15 protein-coding genes are annotated in these 23,835 nt (G+C 74.4%); 9 read left to right on the top strand and 6 right to left on the bottom strand.

Translation table 11 applies throughout. The annotated features are described in order from the left end of the window. Positions 1 to 235: 235 nt before the first annotated feature. Positions 236 to 1,360: a GuaB3 family IMP dehydrogenase-related protein gene (locus tag ABZ924_RS23325; RefSeq protein ID WP_361912963.1), complete on the top strand. Its 1,125-nt coding sequence runs from the start codon at positions 236 to 238 to the stop codon at positions 1,358 to 1,360. Positions 1,361 to 1,450: 90 nt separating this feature from the next. Here ABZ924_RS23325 and ABZ924_RS23320 read toward each other — a convergent pair whose 3' ends face one another. The 4 genes from ABZ924_RS23320 to ABZ924_RS23305 all read right to left on the bottom strand — a co-directional run bounded on the left by ABZ924_RS23320 (position 1,451) and on the right by ABZ924_RS23305 (position 6,154). Beyond that, on the bottom strand, positions 1,451 to 3,235 hold the full coding sequence (locus tag ABZ924_RS23320) for an insulinase family protein (RefSeq protein ID WP_361912960.1): 1,785 nt from the start codon (positions 3,233 to 3,235) through the stop codon (positions 1,451 to 1,453). 6 nt (positions 3,236 to 3,241) lie between these two features. Next, positions 3,242 to 4,222 (bottom strand): hypothetical protein, encoded by a 981-nt coding sequence (locus tag ABZ924_RS23315; RefSeq protein WP_361912957.1) that lies wholly within the window; start codon positions 4,220 to 4,222, stop codon positions 3,242 to 3,244. Positions 4,223 to 4,308: 86 nt separating this feature from the next. Next, on the bottom strand, positions 4,309 to 4,800 hold the full coding sequence (locus ABZ924_RS23310) for a hypothetical protein (protein ID WP_361912954.1): 492 nt from the start codon (positions 4,798 to 4,800) through the stop codon (positions 4,309 to 4,311). Positions 4,801 to 4,924: 124 nt separating this feature from the next. Next, positions 4,925 to 6,154, bottom strand: a complete 1,230-nt coding sequence (locus ABZ924_RS23305) for a nucleotide sugar dehydrogenase (protein WP_361912951.1) — start codon at positions 6,152 to 6,154, stop codon at positions 4,925 to 4,927. Between the two features lie 319 nt (positions 6,155 to 6,473). Here ABZ924_RS23305 and ABZ924_RS23300 point away from each other — a divergent pair, with 319 nt between their 5' ends. Further along, complete coding sequence (locus ABZ924_RS23300; RefSeq protein WP_361912949.1) at positions 6,474 to 8,180, top strand: glycerol-3-phosphate dehydrogenase/oxidase; 1,707 nt, start codon at positions 6,474 to 6,476, stop codon at positions 8,178 to 8,180. 85 nt (positions 8,181 to 8,265) lie between these two features. Here the strand turns inward: ABZ924_RS23300 and ABZ924_RS23295 are convergent, their stop codons facing one another. Further along, positions 8,266 to 9,108, bottom strand: a complete 843-nt coding sequence (locus ABZ924_RS23295) for a hypothetical protein (RefSeq protein ID WP_361912946.1) — start codon at positions 9,106 to 9,108, stop codon at positions 8,266 to 8,268. On the opposite strand from ABZ924_RS23295, the gene ABZ924_RS23290 reads away from it, so the two are divergent. From ABZ924_RS23290 to ABZ924_RS23270, 5 genes are all read left to right on the top strand, one after another. Continuing rightward, a complete protein-coding gene (locus ABZ924_RS23290) occupies positions 9,098 to 11,113 on the top strand; it encodes a serine/threonine-protein kinase (RefSeq protein WP_361912943.1) in 2,016 nt (671 codons plus the stop codon). The two genes, ABZ924_RS23295 and ABZ924_RS23290, sit on opposite strands and share 11 nt — an antisense overlap. Before the next feature lie 101 nt (positions 11,114 to 11,214). Then, entirely contained in the window at positions 11,215 to 14,706 is a 3,492-nt protein-coding gene (locus ABZ924_RS23285; protein ID WP_361912941.1) for a hypothetical protein, read from the top strand. Between the two features lie 114 nt (positions 14,707 to 14,820). Beyond that, the gene (locus ABZ924_RS23280; protein ID WP_361912939.1) at positions 14,821 to 16,491 is read left to right on the top strand and encodes a serine/threonine-protein kinase; all 1,671 of its coding nucleotides are present in this window, start codon (positions 14,821 to 14,823) and stop codon (positions 16,489 to 16,491) included. A 127-nt stretch (positions 16,492 to 16,618) separates the two neighbouring features. Next, positions 16,619 to 18,250, top strand: coding sequence for a succinic semialdehyde dehydrogenase (locus tag ABZ924_RS23275; protein ID WP_361912937.1), 1,632 nt, complete (start codon positions 16,619 to 16,621; stop codon positions 18,248 to 18,250). 27 nt (positions 18,251 to 18,277) lie between these two features. Further along, positions 18,278 to 20,083: a GMC family oxidoreductase gene (locus ABZ924_RS23270; protein ID WP_361912934.1), complete on the top strand. Its 1,806-nt coding sequence runs from the start codon at positions 18,278 to 18,280 to the stop codon at positions 20,081 to 20,083. A 541-nt stretch (positions 20,084 to 20,624) separates the two neighbouring features. Here ABZ924_RS23270 and ABZ924_RS23265 read toward each other — a convergent pair. Further along, complete coding sequence (locus ABZ924_RS23265) at positions 20,625 to 20,972, bottom strand: chorismate mutase (RefSeq protein ID WP_361912968.1); 348 nt, start codon at positions 20,970 to 20,972, stop codon at positions 20,625 to 20,627. Positions 20,973 to 21,265: 293 nt separating this feature from the next. Here ABZ924_RS23265 and guaA point away from each other — a divergent pair, with 293 nt between their 5' ends. Then, positions 21,266 to 22,864 carry a glutamine-hydrolyzing GMP synthase gene (gene guaA, locus ABZ924_RS23260; protein WP_361912931.1) on the top strand — a complete coding sequence of 533 codons (1,599 nt, stop codon included), beginning with the start codon at positions 21,266 to 21,268 and terminating at the stop codon, positions 22,862 to 22,864. A 125-nt stretch (positions 22,865 to 22,989) separates the two neighbouring features. Further along, positions 22,990 to 23,787 carry a class II aldolase/adducin family protein gene (locus ABZ924_RS23255; RefSeq protein ID WP_361912928.1) on the top strand — a complete coding sequence of 266 codons (798 nt, stop codon included), beginning with the start codon at positions 22,990 to 22,992 and terminating at the stop codon, positions 23,785 to 23,787. Positions 23,788 to 23,835 lie beyond the last annotated feature (48 nt).

Genomic DNA, 23,835 nt, shown 5'->3' with positions numbered 1-23,835 from the left:
GCTCAAACGCCGCGCGGGCTGGATTCATCCAGCCTCGCCGGCGTTTGAGGCGCGGGGTCCGGGGGCGGAGCCCCCGATCTTTGACGGGTCCGGGCAGAGCCCGGTTTCGGGAAGGGGCGGGGAGGGGATGGCCCCGCGCAGCGGCGGAGCGGTGTCCGGACGGCGGGCACGGAAACGCGCGGGCCCGCCCTTCGGGGATACTGGACGGGCAGACCCAGAGGAAAGGCCACCACACGTGACTGAGATCGAGATCGGGCGCGGCAAGCGCGGCCGCAGGGCGTACGCGTTCGACGACATCGCCATCGTCCCGAGCCGGCGCACCCGGGACCCGAAGGAGGTCTCCATCGCCTGGCAGATCGACGCGTACCGCTTCGAGCTCCCGTTCCTGGCCGCCCCGATGGACTCCGTCGTCTCCCCGCAGACCGCCATCCGCATCGGCGAGCTCGGCGGCCTCGGCGTCCTGAACCTCGAGGGCCTGTGGACCCGCTACGAGGACCCGCAGCCGCTGCTCGACGAGATCGCCGAGCTGTCGGAGGAGGCCGCCACCCGCCGCCTGCAGGAGATCTACTCCGCCCCGATCCAGGCCGACCTGATCGGCCAGCGCATCAAGGAGGTGCGCGACTCCGGCGTGGTCACCGCCGCCGCGCTCTCCCCGCAGCGCACGGCCCAGTTCTCCAAGGCCGTCGTGGACGCCGGGGTCGACATCTTCGTCATCCGCGGCACCACCGTCTCCGCCGAGCACGTCTCCGGCGCCGCCGAGCCGCTGAACCTCAAGCAGTTCATCTACGAGCTCGACGTCCCGGTCATCGTCGGCGGCTGCGCCACGTACACCGCGGCCCTGCACCTGATGCGCACCGGCGCCGCGGGCGTCCTCGTCGGCTTCGGCGGCGGCGCGGCCCACACCACGCGCAACGTGCTCGGCATCCAGGTCCCGATGGCCACCGCCGTCGCCGACGTGGCCGCGGCCCGCCGCGACTACATGGACGAGTCCGGCGGCCGGTACGTCCACGTCATCGCCGACGGCGGCGTGGGCTGGTCCGGCGACCTGCCCAAGGCCATCGCCTGCGGCGCCGACGCCGTGATGATGGGCTCCCCGCTGGCCCGCGCCACCGACGCGCCCGGCAAGGGCCACCACTGGGGCATGGAGGCCGTCCACGAGGACGTGCCGCGCGGCAAGAAGGTCGACCTCGGCACCGTCGGCACCACCGAGGAGATCCTCACCGGCCCGTCGCACACCCCGGACGGCTCGATGAACCTGTTCGGCGCCCTGCGCCGCTCGATGGCCACCACCGGCTACAGCGAGCTCAAGGAGTTCCAGCGGGTCGAGGTCACGGTCGCGGACTCCCAGCACAGCCGCTGACCCGCACGGCACGACACCGCAGGCACGCACGCAGAAGGGCCGGCCCCCACCCGGGGGCCGGCCCTTCGGCGCGTCGGTCGGGCCCCGCCGTCAGCTGAGCCCCTGTTTGCGGCGGCGCAGGCAGATGCCCCAGGGGATCAGGAAGACCGCGGAGACGATCAAGCACGCGAGCAGGAAGCGCGCGTCGTCCTGCGGGATCTCGGTCTGCCTGCCGCGGTTGGTCACGGCGAGGGCCATCAGCGCCGTGGCGCCGCCCATGAGCAGGGCGGGGACGCCGAGGACCCACAGCAGGGCGGTGAACCAGGCGTGCCGGACCGGGGCCTTCGGCGGCGGGGGCGGCTGCGGGATGCGGGCCGGATCGCGCGGCGGCATGGTGACCACGGCGGCGGCGGGCACGGCCGCGTCGAGCGGGGCGAGGTCGGCCGCGGTGATCTCGTACAGGGTCGGCTCGATCGTCAGCGTGAAGCCGTCGTGGCCGACGAGGTGGCGGGCGCCGTCCGGGTAGACCTGCATCATGGAGCACTCGGCGTAGCGGACGGTGACCTGGTTGCCCCGCGCCACCAGGCTGATGCCCTCCTTCCCCACGAGGAGCGCGACGGAGGGGTCCGCCACGGCGGAGTGGCGCCGTCCGGTGACGATCTCCGGGGACCGGTCGGGGGCGGCGGTGAACCCGGCCCAGTCCACGCCGCGGTGTGGCACCTGCATCAGCGCGTCGGCCCACACCGCCCGGGCGACCCGGTGCAGGTCGGCGACGGTGACGGCTTCGATCTCGGCCCGGGCCTCGGCCCGGGTGAGGTTGCGGTGGCGCAGCAGCAGGTTCATGGCGTGGCCGGGCAGCAGGGCCGCGGCGAGGTCCGGCAGGTCGAACCGGGACAGCGCGGAGGCCCGGACGGCCTCCAGGTCGGCCTGCTCGATCCGGCCCGCGCGCAGCTTCGCGAGGACGTCGACGAAGGCGCCGACCATGGCGTCCTGTTTCTGCGGGAGGGCGTCGGCGTATGCGACCACGGTCGCGGAGTCGGCGTCGCGGGGCTGGTAGTCGGCTGCCGCGGTGTAGGAGTAGCCGCCCTTCTGGCGCAGCTCCCGGAAGAGCTCCTTGCCCAGGACCTCGGCGAACAGGGCGGCTGCGGTCGAGCGGGGCAGGACCGAGGTGAGGACCGCTGCGCCCTCGTCGCCGTGGAAGTAGGCCGGGGTGACGGGCAGGGCCGAGGTGGCCTGCGGGGCCGGCCGCCACTCACCGGCGGGCAGGGTGAGGTCGAGGCCCTCGGGCACGGTGTCGCCGGTGATCCACAGCACGGCGTTCTCGGTGGTGAACCAATCCCGCGCCCAGTCGCGGACCTGGTCGGCCGTGAGGTGGTAGGGCCCGGCCTCGGCGTAGCCGGTGAGTCCGTAGGAGCGGGAGCCGTAGCGCCAGAGCGCCGCGGCGCGGCCCGGGCCGTGGCTGCGGCCGGCGGCCTCGGTGCGCAGGATCTCCTTCTCGGTCTCCAGCCGGTCCATCGGCAGGTCGCGCAGGGCGGCGCAGACGCCGCCCAGGTATTCGGCGACGTCGGCGGGGGTGCCGGTGACGTGGAAGTGGGTGTACGCGGCGGCGGTGGCCCCGTTGTAGTGCAGGTCGCCCATGCCGTGCCGGTGCAGGGCCAGGTGCTCGACCAGGTGGGTGATGCCGCTGGTGGCCAGGGTCTCGTCGGCGCGGCCGACCCGGAAGAGCAGGCCGGCGGAGAGGGGGCCCGGGCAGGGGGCGAGGACCGTGCGGATGCCGTTGACGGTGGTGGTCGTGATGCCGTCGGCGGCGTGGCCGTCGGATGCGGATTCGGATGCGGATTCGGTGTCGGGGCCGGCGCCGGGATCGGCGACGGCGCCCGGGGCGCGGGTGTCCATGGCTCCTCAGCCCTTTCTCAGGGCGGTCTTGCGGTGGCGGACGAACTCCGCCTCGTGGTCGTAGCTGCCGATGTAGTGCCACGGGAACTCGGTGGCCCTGTCGCCGAGGGCGCGGAAGTGCGGGGCCGCCTCGGCGTGCCGGCCGGCGGCGCAGTGCGCGGCGGCGAAGGCGCTGTGTGCGGCCACGGCCACGGGCGAGTCGGGCCGGAAGGCGGAAGCGAAGGCGGGGTGGAGGACGGAGCGGGCGGCGGCTTCGAGGAGCCGGGTCTGGTTGCCCGGCTCGCGCAGATACGTTTCTGCGACGCGGGTGCCGCTCTTCTGCGACACATCCAGGTACTGCTCCATCTGGGCGATCGCCACCAGGGCGCCGTTCGGCAGGCCCTCGGGAGCGGCCTTGACGCACGCGTCCGCGAAACCGTGCGCGGCCTCCCAGCTCCCGCCCCACTTCGGGCAGAGCTGCTGGAGGCTCTGCTGCTGCGCCGCGAAGTGGTGGGGGTGGTGCTCGGCGAGCCGGTCGTAGCGGCGCCGGGTCTCGCTCAGCCCCAACTCCAGCCCGCGCGAGGTGGTCACGCGCAGGCACCAGGCGAGCGCGTACCCCGGATCCTCGGCGCAGACGTCGATCAGCAGTAGCTCGGCGCGCCGCAGGTACGCGTGGAACTCGTCGAACTGGTGCTGCGAGACGTACTGCGCCCGGGCACCGGAGCGGATCTCCCAGCCGATCTTGATCAGCCGGTCGGCGAGCAGGGTCCGGGCGAGCAGGTCGCTCGGACTGCGCTCGATGACGGGCCGGAGCATGAGTTCGGCGCCGCGTTGGCGGGAGACGACGTCGGAGGCGAGGGCGCGGTGGTCCTCGTCGGGCTGGGCATCGAAGCCCGCGGTGACGGCGTCCCAGTCCTTGCGGCGGACGGCGTCGCGGAGGGCGGCGAGTTCGGGGTTGCGGTCGGCCGGGTCGAAGACGGGACGGCCGGCCGGAGAATGATCGGACACGCGCGGATCATAGGCTCGGCCGCCCCGGTGCCGACAGGGGTTCCCGGCCGACTCTCGGCCGGTCGTCCCTGCTCAGGGGCGTGTCGTCAGTCGCCGGTGCGCTTGGCGGCGCTGAAGGCGACCGCGCCGCCGATGGCGAGGAAGACGTAGTCCATGGCCTCGGCGCCTTCCTTCCAGATGTCGGCGATGCCGGTGATGCCGGGCTTGTCGAGGAGGACGTCGGCCACCCCCGTGCCGGCGTAGTCGGCGAGCTCGAGCGCGACATAGACCAGCTGGCCCAGGTAGACGGCGCCGAGGGCGAGGACGGCGCTGACCACGGGCAGGACGAGGTTCCGGCCGCCGACGCGGCCCGCGGCGAGGCCGATGACGATGCCGACGCCGACCGCGGCGTAGCCGATCTGGCGGTCGATGGCGCTCATGATCGCGCCGTACACGCCGGCCGCGACGAGGGCGGCGACCACGCCCGCGACGATGCCCAGGCCGACGTTGCCGCTGCGGGCGGGCCCGGACGCGTACGGCGCGGCCGGCGCGGCCGGGGTCAGGGAGTCGGGCGCGGGCGGCTGGAACTGCTGGCTCATGGGAAATCCCCCCCGGGATTCGGACGCACGTGTGCCCTGGTCGGGGCTCACGGGATGTATGCGCGAGATAAGTCGCCGCAGGCTAGCAGTCCGCTGTGACATCCGCAGCGGGGATTTGTGCGGCTCAGAGCCGGTGGGCCGCCCCCGCCGGGCTCGCGCCGCGCGTGTCCAGGAGCAACTGGGCCTTCACCGCGAGACCTTGGAGGTCGTACGTGCGGTGGTGCTGGAGCAGGATCGTCAGGTCGGCGGTGGCGGCCGCCTCGTAGAGGGACTCGGCGCGGGGGACCGGCTGGTCGCGGACCCGCCAGCCGGCGACGTACGGGTCGTGGTAGCTGATCAGCGCCCCGAGGTCGAGGAGGCGGCTGGCGATCTCGCGCGCGGGGGAGCCCTCCTGGTCGGCGAGGTCCGGTTTGTAGGTGACGCCGAGGAGCAGGACGCGGGCCCCGCGGGCGGACTTGCCGTGCTCGTTCAGCAGGGTGGCGCAGCGCTGGATGACGTACTGGGGCATCCGGCTGTTGATCTCCTGGGCCAGGCCCACCATGCGCAGGGGGTGGCCCGGGGTGCGGGTGGTGTGGGGGAGGTAGTTGGGGTCCAGGGGCACGCTGTGGCCGCCGACGCCGGGGCCGGGTCGGAAGGCCTGGAAGCCGTACGGCTTGGTCTCGGCGCAGCGGATGACGTCCCACAGGTCGACGCCGAGGTCGTGGCAGAGCACGGCCATCTCGTTCATCAGGGCGATGTTGACGTGCCGGTAGTTGGTCTCCAGGAGCTGGACGGTCTCGGCCTCGCGCAGGCCGCGGGCGCGGACCACCTTCTCGGCGATGCGGGCGTAGAAGGCGTGCGCGGACTCGGTGCAGGCCGGGGTGAGGCCGCCGATCACCTTGGGGGTGTTGGCGATGGTGTGGGTGCGGTTGCCGGGGTCGTGGCGGCTGGGGGAGTAGGCCAGGTGGAAGTCGCGGCCGGCGCGCAGCCCGGAGCCGGACTCCAGGATCGGGCGGAGGTAGTCCTCGGTGACCCCGGGGTGGGCGGCGGATTCCAGGATGACGGTGGTGTGCGGGCGCAGCCGGGCGGCGAGGGTGCGGCCGGCGGCGCCGACGGCCGAGAGGTCCAGGGCGCGGTCGGCGCCCAGCTGGGTGGGGGCGCAGATGACGGCGGTGCGGACGCGGCCGAGCTCGGCGGGGTCGGTGGCGATCCGGAAGCCGGCGGCCGACATGCGGCGGACCTCGGCGGCGGTGAGGGTGGAGTCGGTGGCCGGGCCGCTGTCGTAGCCGACCGTCTCGATCCCGGCGGCGACGGCGGCCTGGGCCAGCGGGAGGCCGAGGTGGCCGAGTCCGATGACGGCGAGGTCTGCGGGCATGGAGGCCGTCCCTTCCCTGGCATGCATGAGGGGGCTGCGTGCGCAAGTCCTGTGGACCACTGGGGTCGAATCGGCTGGCACGATGTCAGACTAGGCGTATATATGACCGATCTGTCGTATTACGGGGTGATGGTCGCGTTGTGTTGTCCACAGGCGGTGGCTGAAGCGGGTACGCCGGGTCAGAATCGAGGACGGGGGATGTGAGCGGGATCACCTGCGCCGCGCAGGTGCGGCCCGCACACCGAGCGGGGACGGCCCGCACACGAGCAGGACCGGGCCCGCACCGAGCGGGGACGGCCCGCACCGACGGGAGGCAGCCGTGAGGACAGCGACACTGGGGCCGGCGCAGCGCGCGGAAGCGCTCACCCGGATGGCCGAGCGGGAACTGGACGTGCTGGTGGTCGGCGCGGGCGTCGTCGGCGCGGGCACCGCGCTCGACGCCGTGACCAGGGGCCTGGCCACGGGGCTCGTCGAGGCGCGGGACTGGGCCTCCGGCACCTCCAGCCGGTCCAGCAAGCTGATCCACGGCGGCCTGAGGTACCTGGAGATGCTCGACTTCGCCCTCGTCCGCGAGGCGCTGAAGGAGCGCGGCCTGCTGCTGGAGCGGCTCGCCCCGCACCTGGTCAAGCCCGTGCCCTTCCTCTACCCCCTCCAGCACAAGGGCTGGGAGCGGCTCTACGCCGGATCGGGCGTCGCCCTGTACGACGCGATGTCCGTCTCCAGCGGGCACGGCCGCGGCCTGCCGGTCCACCGGCACCTGTCGCGCCGGCGCGCCCTGCGCGTGGCACCGGCCCTGCGCAAGGACGCCCTCGTCGGCGCCCTGCAGTACTACGACGCCCAAATGGACGACGCGCGGTACGTCACCACGCTCGTCCGCACGGCCGCCGCGTACGGGGCGCACTGCGCCAACCGGGCGAGGGTCGTCGGCTTCCTGCGCGAGGGCGAACGGGTCGTCGGCGCGCGCGTGCAGGACGTGGAGGGCGGCACGGAGTACGAGATCCGCGCCCGGCAGGTGGTCAATGCGACCGGGGTGTGGACGGACGACACGCAGGCCCTCATCGGGGAGCGCGGGCAGTTCCACGTCCGGGCGTCCAAGGGCATCCACCTGGTCGTCCCCAAGGACCGCATCCATTCGAGCACCGGCCTGATCCTGCGCACCGAGAAGTCGGTGCTGTTCGTCATTCCGTGGGGCCGGCACTGGATCGTGGGGACCACGGACACCGACTGGGACCTCGACAAGGCCCACCCGGCGGCCTCCAGCGCCGACATCGACTACCTGCTGGAGCACGTGAACTCGGTGCTGGCGGTGCCGCTGACCCGCGACGACGTGCAGGGGGTGTACGCGGGCCTGCGGCCGCTGCTGGCCGGGGAGTCGGATGCGACGAGCAAGCTCTCGCGCGAGCACACCGTGGCCCATCCGGTGCCGGGGCTGGTGGTCGTGGCGGGCGGCAAGTACACCACGTACCGGGTCATGGCGAAGGACGCCGTGGACAAGGCGGTGCACGGGCTGGACATGCGGGTCGCGGACTGCGTGACGGAGGAGGTGCCGCTGGTGGGGGCCGAGGGGTACAAGGCCCTGTGGAACGGGCGGGCCCGGATCGCCGCCCGGACGGGGCTTCACGTGGCCCGGGTGGAACACCTGTTGAACCGGTACGGGTCTCTGACGGACGAACTCCTCGACCTCGTCGCGGCCGACCGCTCGCTGGGCGCCCCGCTGGGCGGGGCGGAGGACTACCTGCGGGCCGAGGTGGCGTACGCGGCCTCGCACGAGGGGGCACGGCACCTGGACGACGTACTGACGCGGCGGACGCGGATCTCGATCGAGACCTTCGACCGCGGGACCCGGTCGGCGCGGGAGTGCGCGGAGCTGATGGCTCCGGTGCTGGGGTGGGACGAGCAGCAGATCGAGAAGGAAGTCGAGCACTACGAGAAGCGGGTGCAGGCGGAACGGGAATCCCAGCGCCAGCCCGACGACCAGACGGCCGACGCGGCCCGGCTGGGGGCGCCCGACATCGTTCCGTTGTAACTCCGGGATACAGAGGGGGGAACCGCGGACCCGGGGCTCCCGTCCGTTGCGGAGTGAGGAAGAATAAGGGTTCTGCCGGGGCGGGTTATCGCGCGGGTTCTCCCGGGGCGGGCCACCGGGCATCCCGGCGGATGCCGGGGCAGCCGGAGCAGGCGGCACGATCGCAGAGGGGACGCATGTCGAAGCCGGAGCACACCGATTCGCCTGCGGCGAAGCAGGACCGGGCGAAGTCGGGGTCGGCCGGGCCGAAGCCGCCCGCCGAACCCGCCACCGCCGCGCCCTCGACCGTTCCGAACCCCCGTCCCACAACCGACGCCGCACAGCCGAAGCCGAACCTCTCGAAGCGTCCGGCTGCGCCCGACTCCGCGGCAACCGCCGAGCCCACGGCCCCGAAGCCCGCGGCTGCGCCGACTGATGCCGGGGCCGGGGGCACGTCCGCCGAGGCACCGGCGAAGCCGGACCTGTCGAAGGGCGCCGCTGCGTCGGCGCCCGCGAAGCCGGTGTCGGCTGACGCCGGGTCCGGGGCGAGCGTCCGGTCCGCGGACGCGCCGGCGAAGCCGGACTTCGCGAAGCGTGCGGCTGCGTCGGCTGACGCCGGGTCTGCGGACGCGTCCGCGGAGGCACCGGCGAAGCCCGACCTGTCGAAGGGCGCCGCTGCGTCGGCGCCCGCCAAGTCGGCGGCTGCGGCCGCGAAGCCTGCGTCGGCTGACGCCGGGTCCGGGGCTGCGGGGATCGTCCGGTCCGCGGACGCGGAGGGGTCGGCGAAGCCGGACCTGTCGAAGCGCGCCGCTGCGGTCGGGCCGCAGGACGCCGTGCCGGGATCCGGCGCGGGTTCGGCGAAGCCTGCGGCGGGGGCCCGAGGGGCCGGGGTGTCCGGTGATGCGGCCGAGGCGGTTCGGACCACGTCCGGGAATCCCGTGATCGACAAGGCCGATGCCGTGGCGGCAGCCGTCAAGGCCGCGGCCGCCAAGGCCGCCGCGGACGCCGGCACCGAGGGCCGGCTGCTCGCGGGCCGCTACCGCCTCGGCGAAGTGCTCGGCAAGGGCGGCATGGGCACCGTCTGGCGCGCCGAGGACGAAACCCTCGGCCGCACCGTCGCCGTCAAGGAACTCCGCTTCGGCAACGGCGTCGACGAGGACGAAAAGCGCCGCCTCATCACCCGCACCCTCCGCGAGGCCAAGGCCATCGCCCGCATCCGCAGCGGCGGCGCCGTCACCGTCTTCGACGTCGTCGACGAGGACGGCCGCCCCTGGATCGTCATGGAGCTCATCGAGGGCCCCTCCCTCGCCGAGTTCATCCGCGAGCAGGGCCCCCTGACGCCCCACCGCGCCGCCGAGGTCGGCCTCGCCGTCCTCGACGTGCTGCGCGCCGCCCACAACCAGGGCATCCTGCACCGCGACGTGAAGCCGTCCAACGTGCTCATCGCCGCCAACGGCCGTGTCGTCCTCACCGACTTCGGCATCGCGCAGGTGGAGGGCGACCCCTCCATCACCTCCACCGGCATGCTCGTCGGCGCGCCCTCGTACATCTCGCCCGAGCGCGCCCGCGGCCAGAAGCCCGGCCCGCCGGCCGACATGTGGTCCCTGGGCGGCCTGCTGTACGCCGCCGTCGAGGGCGTGCCCCCGTACGACAAGGGCTCCGCCCTCGCCACCCTCACGGCGGTGATGACCGAGCAGGTGGACCCGCCCAAGAACGCCGGCCCGCTCACCGAGGTCATCTACGGCCTGCTCGCCAAGGACCCCGCCCGCCGCCTCGACGAGCCCCGCGCGCGGGCCATGCTGACGGCCGTCGTCAACGCCCCCGAGCCGGCGCCCGCCGCCGCGGGCCTGACCTCCGCGGTCGAGGAGACCCGGCAGATATCGCTGGCGGACGCCAAGGAGGCCATGGCCAGGGCCGCCGCCGAGAAGGCGGCCGAGAAGGCGGAGAAGAAGGAGCGCGAGCGCCGCGAGCGCGAACAGCGCGAGCGGGCCCGCGCCGCACTGAAGGCGGCCCGCAAGGCCGCGGCGACGGCGGCCGCTGCCCCCGCGACGGCCACTGCCGCGGCGGCCCAGCCCCCGGTCCCGCCGCCGGGCGGCGGCCGGACCCCGGCCGGGCAGGTCGCGCCGGCCCCGCTCACCGACGTCATGTCCCGCCGCACCATCGGGCTCGCCATCGCCGGCGTGGTCGTCGCGCTCGCCGCCATCGGCTCGCTGCTGGTGTACATGTTCAGCGGCGACGACGCGGCGGACAAGAAGAACCAGGGCAAGGGCGGCCAGGGCGGCACCACGATCTCCGGCACCCCCGCCCCGGGCGGCTCCGGCAAGGCCGGCGAGACCGCCGCCACCGCCGGCAAGACCGGCGGCGGCACCGGCGAGCCCGGCCAGGCCCAGAGCCCGAGCGGCGGGCAGAGCCAGGGCCAGACGGCCACGCAGGGCCAGAGCCAGGGGCAGGGCCAGGGTCAGGGCGCCGTCCCCGGCGGCCCGGCGGCCGGCGGGATCCCGGCGGGCTTCTCCCTGGTGACGGACCCCGGCTACCACTTCTCGATGGCGATGCCCCAGGGCTTCCGGCAGACGGACACCGCCGGCGACAAGTCCGGCGCGATATACAGCCGCGACGGCGGGTTCCCGCGCATCCAGGTCGACTACACCGACCACCCCGGCAACGACGCCCGCGCCGCCTGGGCCGCGCTGGCCCCCGCGGTGGCGGGCAGCAGCCAGAACTACCGGCAGATCCGGCTCGACCTGGTCTCGTACCGGAACTACCCGACCGTCGCGGACTGGGAGTTCGAGCGCGACCAGAAGGGCATCCGGGTCCGGGTGCTCGACCGCGGCTTCAAGATCGACTCGACCCACGGCTACGCCATCATGATCAGCTGCGCCGCGGACCAGTGGGACGGGGCGGAGTGCACGCAGATGCGCAACGTGGCGTTCCAGACCTTCCAGCCGCTCGGCTGACGAGCCTCCCAAGGCCGGGGACGCGGGCGCCCCGGGCGACGTATCGTGTCAGCGGGGGCCGTGGGGAACCGGCCGCCCGGCACGTACTCGGGGGAGGCGGAGTGGAGGACTACGCGGGCCGGATCCTGGCCGGCCGCTACCGTCTGCCGCTGCCGCCGTCGGACGAGTACGAACTGGTCGAGACCCGGGCGTTCGACACGCGGAGCGGGCAGGAAGTCCTGGTACGGCAGGTGCCGTTGCCGGAGATCGTGGACGCGGAGCTGCTGGACGGCGAGGCCGACGGCTTAACCGGGCCCGCCGCCGGACCCGGACCGGGACCCGGTCGTGCCCCCCGGAGCGCTCCGCAGGCCGGAGAACTGCCGGCCGTGCGCAGGGCCATCGCCGCGGCCCAGGCGGCCGCGTCCGTACCGGACCATCCGCGGCTGGACCAGGTCTTCGACGTGTTCGCCGAGGGCGGGTCGCTGTGGATAGTGAGCGAGTTGGTGCCGGCCCGGCCGCTGGCCGCGCTGCTCGCCGACGAGCCGCTGACCCCGTACCGGGCGGCGGAGGTCGCCGCGGACCTGCTGACCGCGCTGCGGGCGCTGCACGCGCACGGCTGGACCCACCGGAACATCACGGTCCGGACCGTGTTGATATGCGATGACGGGCGCGTCGTGCTGACCGGCCTGGCGGCCGGCGCCGCGGAGGACGCCCTCTGCGGCTACGACCCGGTCCCGGCCGGCCCCGGCGCGGCCCCGACTCCGCCGGCCGGCAACACCCCGCCACTGCCCGGCCACCCGGTCGCGCCCACCACGCCCGGCCACGACGTGGTGCCGACCCGGCCCGGTCACGCAGCCCCGCAGACCGGGCCTGCTCCGACCGGCCCGGGCACGCTGTCGGCCCGACCCCGGCCCGGCGAACCGATTTCGACGGGCGGCAGCCCCGTACTGCCGCACACCGGCCCGGGGCCGTACGCCGCGTCCGGTTCGCAGGGGCGCGGTGTGACGGGGCCCGGTGGCGCCGGCCGGGGCGACGAGGCGCCGCCGTCGGCGCCGGACTCCCGGGCGGGCGAGGGCGGTTATGCCCCACTGGTGGCGCCCGGCTACGACACCGGGCCCCGCTACACGGACCGCATCACCCCCGGAGCCCGGGACGCGGACCGGCCCGAGCTGAAGGCCGCCGCCCGGGCCGGGGCCATCGCCGCGTACCGGGCGGGCGCGCAGGCCGCGACGGCCCGCGTCACCGAGCAGCGCAAGGCCGTCCCTGCGCCGCCCGCGGGCCCGCGCCCGCAGGGCTCGAACCTCCCGCAGGGCTACGAGTACCCCTACGGCGGCCCCGCCCCGGCCCCGGCCACCCCGACCGGCACCGGAACCGGCCAGGGCACCGTCCCCGGCCCGTCCTCCGGTACGGGTGCCTCCCCGGAGCCGGGTGAGCACGGCGACTCCGGCGCGGGCGCCGCCTCCGGCCTGGGCACCGCCTCCGGCCTGGGCACCGCCCCCGGCCTGGGCACCGCCCCCGGCCTGGGCACCGCCCCCGGCCCGGGGACGGGCGCAGGAACGGCCGGCAGCAGCGGCTCCGGCAGCGGGACTGCCCTTGGTACGAGGGCCGGTACGGAGGCGGCCTCCGGCGCGGAGGCCGACACAGGCACGGGCACGGGCACCGGCCCCGGAATGGCCTCCGGCCCGGGAGCCGCCACCGGTACGGAGGCCACCGCGGGCAGGGATGCCGTCCACGGCACGGGCGGGGCCGTCGCCGACGGGGCCGAAGGCGCGGCGGTGCCCTGGCACGGGGCGGCGCCGCGTCGGCAGGGCGTGCCTTCGACGTCCGAAGCGGGAGGCGGGAGCGCGCCGCAGGAGCGGCCGGAGGCCGGCCCGGCCGGCCCGGTCCGGCCCGCCCTCCCGGCCCGACTCGCGCTGCCCCAGGGCTACCACCAGGCCGAGGATCCGACGGCCTACCTGCGCCCCGGCCAGCCCGGCCAGCCCCGGCCGAACCTGCCGATCCCGGCCCGGCCGACCGGCGCCCACGCCGCGCCCCCGCCCGTGCAGCGGCCCGCTGACCAGGCGGGGGCTCCGCACCCCGCCGGTGGGCCGGCGCCACGGGGCCCGGGCGCCGCACCCGGTCCGTACGCCACTGCCGAGGGCGCGGTGTCCCCGGGGGCGGGTTCCGCTCCCGCCGCCGGAGGCGCCCCGTACCCCGGGGCCCCGGCACGCACACCCGCCGGAGCGGAGCCGCAGGCCGCGGCCCCGGCACTGGGCGCGGGCGGAGACCCCCACGGCCCCCACGGCCCGCAAGGCCCGCAAGGCCCGCACCCCGCGGCCGCGTCGCGCCCCGCGCCCGGGCCGGAGGCCGGCGGGTACGGCGGGCAGGACGGGTACGCCGCGGCCCCGGCGGCTCCGCGTCCCGGCGGCGGGGCCTGGGGCGGGGCCGGGGGCGGCCCCCGTACCGGCCTGGACGCGGAGCGGGCCCGGCAGACGCGGATGGCCGTGGTCGGGGCCGTCACCGAGCGCTGGGCCCCCGAGCAGGCGGCCGAGGCCGTCAGCGGCCCCTGGCAGCTGGCGGCCCCCGTCGGGCCGGCCACCGACCTGTGGGCGCTCGGCGCGCTGCTCTACCGGGCCGTGCAGGGCCACGCCCCGTACCCCGAGGACAGCGTCGCCGAGCTCGTCGAGATGGTCTGCGCCGAGCCGCCCGCCTTCGCGGAGGAGTGCGGTCCACTGCGCCCCGTCGTGGAGTCGCTGCTGCGTCAGGACCCCACCGAGCGCCCCGACTTCGAGGAGCTCCGCGGCTGGCTGCGCTCCCTCGTGCGGTCCGCGCCCGAGCCGGATGCCGCGGGCCCCGGTGCGCTCCCGGCGCCGGAGCCGGATCCGGCCCGGCTGCCCGTCGTACGCCGCCGCGGCGACCTGCACGGCCGGCACCGCAACCCGGCACCCTCCCGCAGGCCGCGCCACCTCGGCCGGACCCTGCTGCTGGGCGTGCTCGCCCTGATGGCCGGGGCCGTGGCGTACGCGATGCTGTTCCTCCCCCGGGCGGAGGAGGAGGCCGAGAAGGCCGATGCGCCCGCGCCCGTGGCCGATACGCGGACCTCCTCGCCCGCGGCCGGCCCGAAGAGCCCGTCGCCGGACCGGACCCCGGCCCCGACCCAGCTCCAGACCCCGGCCCCCGCCCCGCCGGGCTACACCACCCAGCAGGATCCGGAGCACTTCGAGATCGCCGTGCCCGACGGCTGGGAGCGCCGCGGGATGAACGAGGCCGGCCAGGTCCGCTACACCGACGGCCAGTACGTCCTGACCGTCGTACCGGGCCGGGACAAGGTCGAGGGCGGCAACCCGGACCCGGCGACCTACCAGAAGGACAAGGAGCCCGAGCTGGCCCCGTACCGCTCGTCCACCTGGGCCAGCGGCGGCGACGTGAAGACCACCAAGGTGGGCCAGCAGCTGCGCGTCACCGGCCGCTACACCTGGATCGACGGCGCCGGCCGCAACGTCGTGGCCCGCAACTTCGTCGTGGCCCTCGGCGGCAGCTATCACGTCGTCATGGTGACGGGCCCGCAGGACGGCGAGGGCAAGGTCACCGAGGTCTTCGAGAAGGCCACGAGCAGTTACAAATCGGGTGGCTGATGGAGAATCAGTACGGCAATTGCGTCACAGTGGTGCCGGAACCGTGCCCTCCGTGTATCGGCCGGGCCGCCGCGTTCGTAATCTGGCCAGGAGTGCACAGAGTGGCGGGGTTTCGTGGAACAGCAGACAGGTGTGGGCGCAGTGCTCGCCGGCCGGTACCGGCTCGTGGAGCCCATCGGCAGCGGCGGCATGGGCAAGGTCTGGCGCGCCCATGACGAGCTCCTGAACAGGACCGTCGCGGTCAAGGAACTGACGGCGGGTCTGTACGTGGCCCAAGCCGACCGGGAGGTGCTGCACGCCCGGACGCAGAAGGAGGCCCGGGCCGCGGCCCGGATCCAGCACCCGGCGGTGGTGACCGTCCACGACGTGCTCGAGCACGACGACCGGCCGTGGATCGTCATGGAGCACATCGACGGCCCCTCCCTCGCCGAGGCGGCCAAGGCGGCAGGCCGGATCGAGCCCCGCGAGGCGGCCCGCATCGGGCTGCACGTGCTGGGCGCGCTGCGCGCCGCGCACGCGGTCGGCGTCCTGCACCGCGACGTCAAACCCGGCAACGTGCTGCTCGCCAAGGACGGGCGGGTGCTGCTCACCGACTTCGGGATCGCCGCGATCGAGGGCGATTCGTCCATCACCCGCACCGGCGAGATCGTCGGCTCCATCGACTACCTGGCCCCCGAGCGGGTCACCGGCGCCACTCCCGGAACCGCCTCCGACCTGTGGTCGCTGGGCGCCACCCTGTACACGGCGGTCGAGGCCCGCTCGCCGTTCCGCCGCACCTCGCCCATCTCCAGCCTCCAGGCCGTGGTCAACGACGAGCCGCCCGCGCTGCGGCAGTCCGGCCCGCTCGGCCCGGTCATCACCGCGCTGCTGCGCAAGGACCCCGAGGAGCGGCCCTCCGCGCAGGAGACGGAGCGGATGCTGCTGGAGGCGATGGAGGGCCGCGAGCCGAAGGCGGCGCAGGCGTACGTGCCGACCCGCGCGGTGACCCCGGAGGAACTCGCCGGCGCGCACGCCCCCGAACCGGCCGCGGCCTCCGCCTCCGCTTCCGCACATCCCCCCACCACCGCCGCCCCCGCCCCGGACGCCGTCACGGCGACCGAGCCCGTACGCACGGCGGCCCTGCCCGAACAGCCCGCCGCCCCCGCGCCGTCGGACCGCAGCGCCGGCCGGATCAAGCGGGCCGCGGCCGTCGCCCTGGTGGCGGCGCTGCTCGGCGGCGGCGCCGTGTTCGGGGCGCTGAAGCTCACCGGGGACTCCGACGAGGACCGCGGCTCCGACAAGAACGCGGGCGCGCCCGACTCCCAGGACGGCGAGGAGGACGCCGGCCCGCCGTCGGGCTACACCGAGGTCACCGACCCGGTCGGCTTCACCCTCTTCGTACCGGAGGGTTGGAAGCGCCAGATGGACGGCAACCAGATCGACTACACCGCCGACAACGGGAAGCACTTCATCCGGATCGCGACGGACACCACGCCGGACTACGACACCCCGTACGCGCACCTGCTCGACCTGGAGAAGCAGGTGAAGCAGCGCTCGGACTACAAGCGGCAGAAGCTGAACCAGAACACCTTCCAGGACAGCACCCGCTCGGCCCTGTGGGAGTTCACCTGGACCGAGAAGGGCACGCAGGCGGGGCCACGCCGGGCCATCGAGCAGATGTACATCGCCCCGGACGGCACCGAGTACGCGGTGTACATGTCGGGCCCGGCCGCCGACTGGGCCACCACCCGCGAGCAGTTCGACACGGTGCTCAGCGGCTGGGCGCCTCCCGCCAAGAAGGGCTGACCCCGGCGGGGCCGCGCGCGGAGCCGGCCCGGCGGGACCGCATCCTGCCAGCGATTACTGGCGGATGTGGCAAAATCCGGTTACCGACGGGTACCCAAAGCCCCCCGCGCGCAATACGCTCACCGCCATGACGGACTCGCAGGCCCCGGCGGCCCCCCTCCGCACCGCACCGCAGCCCACCAACCCGGTCGCCCCCGCGCCGGCCGGTGCCCGCACCGCAGCCGACGTGGTCACCCCCGGCCTGGTCTCCCGGCTCACCCGCGGAGTGATCGGCTCCGGCCGGACCGCGAACCACACCCCCTTCACCGGGGACAAGCTCGCCGACCTCCCCGAGGCCACTGCCGAGGACGTCGCCGAGGCCTTCGGCCGGGCCCGCGCCGCGCAGACCGCCTGGGCCGCGGTGCCCGTCCGCCGCCGGGCCGCCGTCCTGCTCCGCTTCCACGACCTGGTCCTGGCCCGCCAGGCCGAGGTGCTGGACCTGATCCAGCTGGAGACCGGCAAGGCCCGCCTGCACGCCCACGAAGAGGTCCAGGCCGTGGCCGTCGCCGCCCGCCACTACGGCCGCAAGGCGCCCGCGTACCTGCGCCCCAAGAGCCACACGGGTGCGATGCCGACCCTGACCAAGGTCACCGAGCTGCGCCAGCCGCGCGGGGTCGTGGGCCAGATCGCCCCCTGGAACTACCCGCTCGAACTCTCCGTCGGCGACGCCCTGCCCGCCTTCGTCTCCGGCAACGCCGTCGTGATGAAGCCCGACACCGAGACCGCGCTCACCGCCCTGTGGGCCCGCGACTTGGCTGTCGAGGCCGGGCTGCCCGCCGAGGTGTTCCAGATCGTCCTCGGCGAGGGCCCCGTCGTCGGCCCCGAGGTGGTCCGGCACGCCGACTACGTCTCCTTCACCGGCTCCACCCGTACCGGCCGCGAGGTCGCCCAAGGCGCGGCTGCCCGCCTCGTCGGGGTCTCCCTCGAACTCGGCGGCAAGAACGCCATGCTCGTCCTGCACGACGCCGACGTGGAGAAGGCCGCCGCCGGCGCCGTCCGCGCCTGCTTCTCCTCCGCCGGCCAGCTCTGCATCTCCATCGAGCGGCTCTACGTCCACGCCTCGATCGCCGATGCGTTCCTCGAGCGCTTCGCCGCCCGCACCAAGGCGATGCGGCTCGGCAGCTCCCTCGCGTACGGCGCGGACATGGGCTCGCTGGTCGGCGAGCGCCAGCTCGAGACCGTGTCCCGGCACGTGGACGAGGCCGTCGCCAAGGGCGCCACCCTGGTCGCGGGCGGCACCGCCCGGCCCGACATCGGCCCGCTGTTCTACGAGCCCACCATCCTCGACGGCGTGGAGGCGCCGATGGCGGTCTGCAGCGAGGAAACGTTCGGCCCGGTGGTCTCCGTCTACCGCTTCACCGACGAGGACGAGGTCATCGCCGAGGCCAACGCCACCGCGTACGGACTCAACTCCAGCGTCTGGACCAAGGACGCCCGCCGCGGCCACGCCGTCGCCGCCCGCCTGCGCACCGGCACCGTCAACATCAACGAGGGCTACGCCCCGGCCTACGGCAGCGCCCAGGCGCCCATGGGCGGCATGAAGGACTCCGGCCTCGGCCGCCGGCACGGCTCCGAGGGCATCCTCAAGTACACCGAGGCCCAGACCGTCGCCCACCAGCGGGTGCTGCCGATGGCGCCCGCGCTGGGCATGGACGACGAGAAGTACGCGGCGTTCATGACCCGCAGCCTGAAGGTGATGAAGGCCCTCCGCCTGCGCTGAACCGCCGACCGCCGAGGAGGCACAGCAGTGTCGTACGACCACGACCACGACTACGACTACGACGTCATCGTCATCGGATCGGGCTTCGGAGGAGCGGTTTCGGCGCTGCGGCTGACCGAGAAGGGCTACCGCGTCGGCGTCCTGGAGGCCGGGCGCCGGTTCACCCGAGAGGGCCTGCCCAAGAACAGCTGGGACCTGCGCAACTACCTCTGGGCCCCGGCCCTCGGGCTGTACGGGATCCAGCGGATCCACCTGCTCGGCAACGTGATGGTGCTCGCGGGCGCCGGCGTGGGCGGCGGCTCCCTCAACTACGCCAACACCCTCTACGTCCCCCCGACCGCGTTCTTCGAGGACCGGCAGTGGGCCTCGATCACCGACTGGCGCGAGGAGCTCGCCCCGTACTACGAGCAGGCCAAGCGGATGCTCGGGGTGCGCCTCAACCCGACCACGACCCCCTCCGACGTCCACCTCAAGGCGGTCGCCGAGAAGATGGGCGTCGGGGACACCTTCCACATGGCCCCGGTCGGCGTGTTCTTCGGCGACGGCGCGGACGCCGAGGGCGGGGCCGTGGCCAAACCGGGCCAGGAGGTGGCCGACCCGTACTTCGGCGGAGCCGGCCCCGCCCGCCGGGCCTGCACCGAGTGCGGCGAGTGCATGACCGGCTGCCGGCACGGCGCGAAGAACACCCTGAACGAGAACTACCTGCACCTCGCCGAGCGCGCCGGCGCCGTGATCCACCCGATGACCACGGTCACCGCCCTCTCCGAGCACCCGCAGGGCGGCTACCACGTCCGCACCGTCCCGACCGACGCCCGCCGCCGCGGCATCGCCAAGGAGCTGCGCGCCCGGTACGTGGTGGTCGCGGCCGGCACGTACGGCACGCAGACGCTGCTGCACACCATGAAGGACAACGGGCTGCTCCCGCGGATCTCCGACCGCCTCGGCGAGCTGACCCGCACCAACTCGGAGGGGCTGGTCGGCGCACAGACCGACGACCGCCGCTACCGCAGGCGCCGCGGCGGGGCCGCCGGCAAGGAGCAGCGCGCCGACTTCACCCGCGGCGTGGCGATCACCTCCTCCGTGCACCCCGACGCCGACACCCACATCGAGCCCGTCCGCTACGGCCGCGGCTCCAACGCGATGGGCTTCCTGACCGTCCTGCAGGTGCCCTACAGCCGGCACCGGGTGCGGGCCTGGTTCGCCCGGACCGCGAAGCACCCGGTGCAGCTGCTGCGCTCGCTGTCGAACCGGCGCTGGTCGGAGCGGACGATCATCGGCCTGGTCATGCAGTCGCTGGACAACTCGCTGACCACCTACCGCCGGCCCGGCGGCCCGGGCAAGGGCCTGCTCACCGCCCGCCAGGGGCACGGAGCCCCCAATCCGGTGCAGATCGAGGAGGCCACCCGGGCCGCGACCCTGCTCGCCGAGGAGATCAACGGCTTCCCCGGCAGCAACGTGGGCGAGCTGATGGGCACGCCGCTGACCGCGCACTTCCTCGGCGGCTGCCCGATCGGCGCCTCGCCCGCCGAGGGCGTGGTGGACCCGTACCACCGGCTGTACGGGCACCCCGGCATCTCCGTGGTGGACGGCTCGGCGGTCTCCGCGAACCTCGGGGTCAACCCATCGCTGACGATCACGGCGCAGGCCGAGCGGGCGATGTCGTACTGGCCGAACAAGGGCGAGCAGGACCCGCGCCCCGAGCAGGGCGGGGCCTACGTCCGCGTCGCCGCGGTGGAGCCGGTGCGCCCGGCGGTGCCGAAGGAGGCCTTCGGCGCGCTGCGGCTGCCGCTCCTGCCGGTCCCGGAGGTGCCGCCGCGGCCGGCCGGCGCCTGACACGGGCCCGCGGCGTGCGCGGGGGCCGACCCCTGACACGCGGCGGGTACCGCGCTCCCCCTCCGAGCGCGGTACCCGCCGCGGTACATAGGTGACAGGTGTTCGCCTCTGAAGGTTGTACCCGGACAGGGGCCGCTTCCGTGTGGTGTCGGTCACACTGGGTGGCGGTGCGCAGGGCCCGGGCCGCGGAGGGGGAGGGGCGCCGCCCCGCAACGGGGCCGTGCACGCAAAAAGACGGCCACGCAAAAAGACGGCCACGCAAAAAGACGGCCGGCCCGGGGCGTCCCCCGAGCCGGCCGTCCCTTCCGGGGTGACCGGGCTGCTGTCCCCTGCCGTCCGGTCACGCGAAGGAGCGAGGTCCCACGACGCACGTCCCACGGGTCGTGCGCCTCATCGCTCCGGCGGAGCCACGCGTGGTGCGGCGGTCGCGCCTGGCTGACGCGGCCACCCCCACCAACGACGGCGTCCGGGCCCGGTCACGGGCCGGACGAGTGACGAACAGGCGTCAGACGGCGAACGGGCGTCAGACGGCGAACAGGCGTCAGACGCGGCCGCGGCACAGCTCCAGCAGGGTCATGGCCAGGCCGGTGCCGGGCTTGCCGAGGGCGTCGCTCCAGTGCGCGAGCACCTCCATCTCGCGGGAGAGGTGCACCCGGCGCCCGCCGGAGGCGATCCGGGCGTCCTGGATGACCGCGGAGACGGCCATCCGCTCCTGGATCAGGCCGATGATCCGGTCGTCGATGGCGTCGATGCGCTCGCGGGAGTCGGCGATCAGCTGCTCGGGGGCGGCGGTGGCGGTGGCGGTGCTGCTCATGGCGGGGGTCTCCTGTCGGTGTGGGGCGGGGAGTCCGCAGGACCGGTGGGAAACGAGAAGCGCCCCGGTCCTGATCGGACCGGGGCGCTTCGGGAAGTCAGTGGCTCAAGCGAGCATCACGAGGACCCATGGCGGCCGGACCGTCCGGTGCCATAGGTAAAGAGGAAGCCCATGTGCTTGCGCATGAAACGGATTATGACCGGCCGCTCGGGCGCGGGCCAACCCGGCCCGGATGCTGAGACGCGGCGGACCTTGGCGCATCACCCAGGACCGCGTGATCCCGGCCTCGGACGGTGAGACGAATCGGTCCGCGTGTCCCCCGTTAGAATTGACAAAACAGCCACCCTCTTCCGCCGGAAGGCCGCCCCGTGCCAGAAGCACCCTCCGCCGCCCACGACAGCGCCCCGGACACGGTTCTCGTCGTCGACTTCGGCGCCCAGTACGCCCAGCTCATCGCCCGTCGTGTCCGCGAAGCACGGGTCTACAGCGAGATCGTGCCCAGCACGATGCCCGTCGCCGAGATGCTGGCCAAGAACCCCAAGGCGGTCATCCTCTCCGGCGGCCCGTCCTCCGTGTACGAGGAGGGTGCCCCGCGCCTGGACGACGCCCTCGGCCTGTTCGAGTCCGGCGTTCCGGTGTTCGGCATGTGCTACGGCTTCCAGCTGATGGCGACCACCCTCGGCGGCACCGTCGACAACACCGGCGCCCGCGAGTACGGCCGCACCCCGCTGGCCGTCACCAAGACCGGCTCCACCCTCTTCGAGGGCACCCCCGAGCACCAGTCGGTGTGGATGTCCCACGGCGACGCCTGCTCCGCCGCCCCCGAGGGCTTCACCGTCACCGCGTCGACGAACGTCGTCCCGGTCGCGGCCTTCGAGAACGACGAGAAGAGCCTGTACGGCGTGCAGTACCACCCCGAGGTGATGCACTCCACGCACGGCCAGCAGGTCCTGGAGCACTTCCTCTACCGCGGTGCGGGCCTGCAGCCCACCTGGACCACCGGCAACATCGTCGAGGAGCAGATCGAGTCGATCCGCCAGCAGGTCGGCGACAAGCGCGCCATCTGCGGCCTGTCCGGCGGCGTGGACTCCGCGGTCGCCGCGGCCCTCGTCCAGAAGGCCATCGGCTCCCAGCTGACCTGCGTCTACGTCGACCACGGCCTCATGCGCAAGGGCGAGACCGAGCAGGTCGAGAAGGACTTCGTCGCGGCCACCGGCGTGCAGCTGAAGGTCGTCGACGCCCAGGAGCGCTTCCTGAAGGCGCTGGCCGGCGTCTCCGACCCGGAGACCAAGCGGAAGATCATCGGCCGCGAGTTCATCCGCGTCTTCGAGCAGGCCCAGGCCGAGATCATCGCCGAGGCCGAGGGCGGCCCGGACGTGGCCTTCCTGGTCCAGGGCACCCTGTACCCGGACGTCGTCGAGTCCGGCGGCGGCACCGGCACCGCCAACATCAAGTCCCACCACAACGTGGGCGGCCTCCCCGAGGACATCGAGTTCGAGCTCGTCGAGCCGCTGCGCCAGCTGTTCAAGGACGAGGTCCGCATGGTCGGCCAGGAGCTCGGCCTGCCCGAGGAGATCGTCCAGCGCCAGCCGTTCCCCGGCCCCGGCCTCGGCATCCGCATCGTCGGCGAGGTCACCAAGGAGCGCCTGGACCTGCTGCGCGAGGCCGACGCCATCGCCCGCCACGAGCTGACCGCGGCCGGCCTGGACCGCGAGATCTGGCAGTGCCCGGTCGTCCTGCTCGCGGACGTCCGCAGCGTCGGCGTCCAGGGCGACGGCCGCACCTACGGCCACCCGATCGTGCTGCGCCCCGTCTCCTCCGAGGACGCCATGACCGCGGACTGGACGCGCATGCCGTACGAGGTCCTCGCCCGGATCTCGACCCGCATCACCAACGAGGTCAAGGACGTCAACCGCGTCGTCCTGGACTGCACGAGCAAGCCCCCGGGCACGATCGAGTGGGAGTAGTCCCCGCCCGTACGTGACGAAGCCGCCGTCCCGGCCCCGCCGGGCGGCGGCTTCGCCGTTCCTCTGGCCAGTTGCGCGCCCCGCGGGTACCTTGCGCCGCGAACCGACCGAGGAGGGGACCGCCCATGCAGCCGGACCGGCCCGAATCCGTGCGCCCCGGCCCGGTGCGCCCCGGCCCAGTGCCCGTGGACCGGCTGCGCTTCGAGCTGCCGCCCGTCCACGACGACCCGGCGCAGGAGCGGGCGCACCGCAAGGAGCGGCTCGCCGGGGCGCTGCGGCTGTTCGCCCGGCTCGGGTACGAGGAGGGCGTCGCCGGTCACGTCACCGCCCGGGACCCCGAGTACGACGACTGCTACTGGGTGAACCCCTTCGGCCGGGCGCCGGGCGCGCTGACCGCCGACGACCTGCTGCTCGTCGACGGCGACGGGCGGGTCCTGCAAGGGGAGCGGCGGGTCAACGAGCTGGCCTTCGCCGTGCACGCGGCCGTGCACCGGGCCCGGCCCGAGGCCGTGGCCGTGGTCCGTGCCTACGCCCCGTACGGCAGGGCGCTCGCCGCGCTCGGCGAACTCCTCGCCCCGATCACCCAGGAGGCCTGTGCCTTCTACGAGGACCACGCCCTCCTCAACGTGTACACGCACGGCGCGGGCGACGCGGGGGAGTGCCGCATGATCGCCCTCGCGCTCGGCCCGTACAAGGCGCTGATCCTGCGCCACCACGGGCTGCTGACGGTCGGGGGCTCCGTGGACGCGGCGGCCTGGTGGTTCGTCGCGGCGGAGCGGGCCGCTCAGGTGCAGCTGATCGCCCGGGCCGCCGGCAAGCCGGTGCCCGTCGACCACCGCAGCGCGCTCGCCGCCCGGGAGCGGTTCGGCACGGACCTCGCGGCGTGGGTCAGCTACCAGCCCCTGTGGCAGTCCGTCGCATAGGACGTCCGGCAGGACGTCCGGCGGGTGGGCCGTGCGGGTGACGTCAAC

The organism is Streptomyces sp. NPDC046876 (assembly GCF_040645035.1).
Taxonomy (GTDB): Bacteria; Actinomycetota; Actinomycetes; order Streptomycetales; family Streptomycetaceae; genus Streptomyces.
Note: the sequence above shows the minus strand (reverse complement) of the source record. Positions and strands in the feature narration are given on the sequence as shown.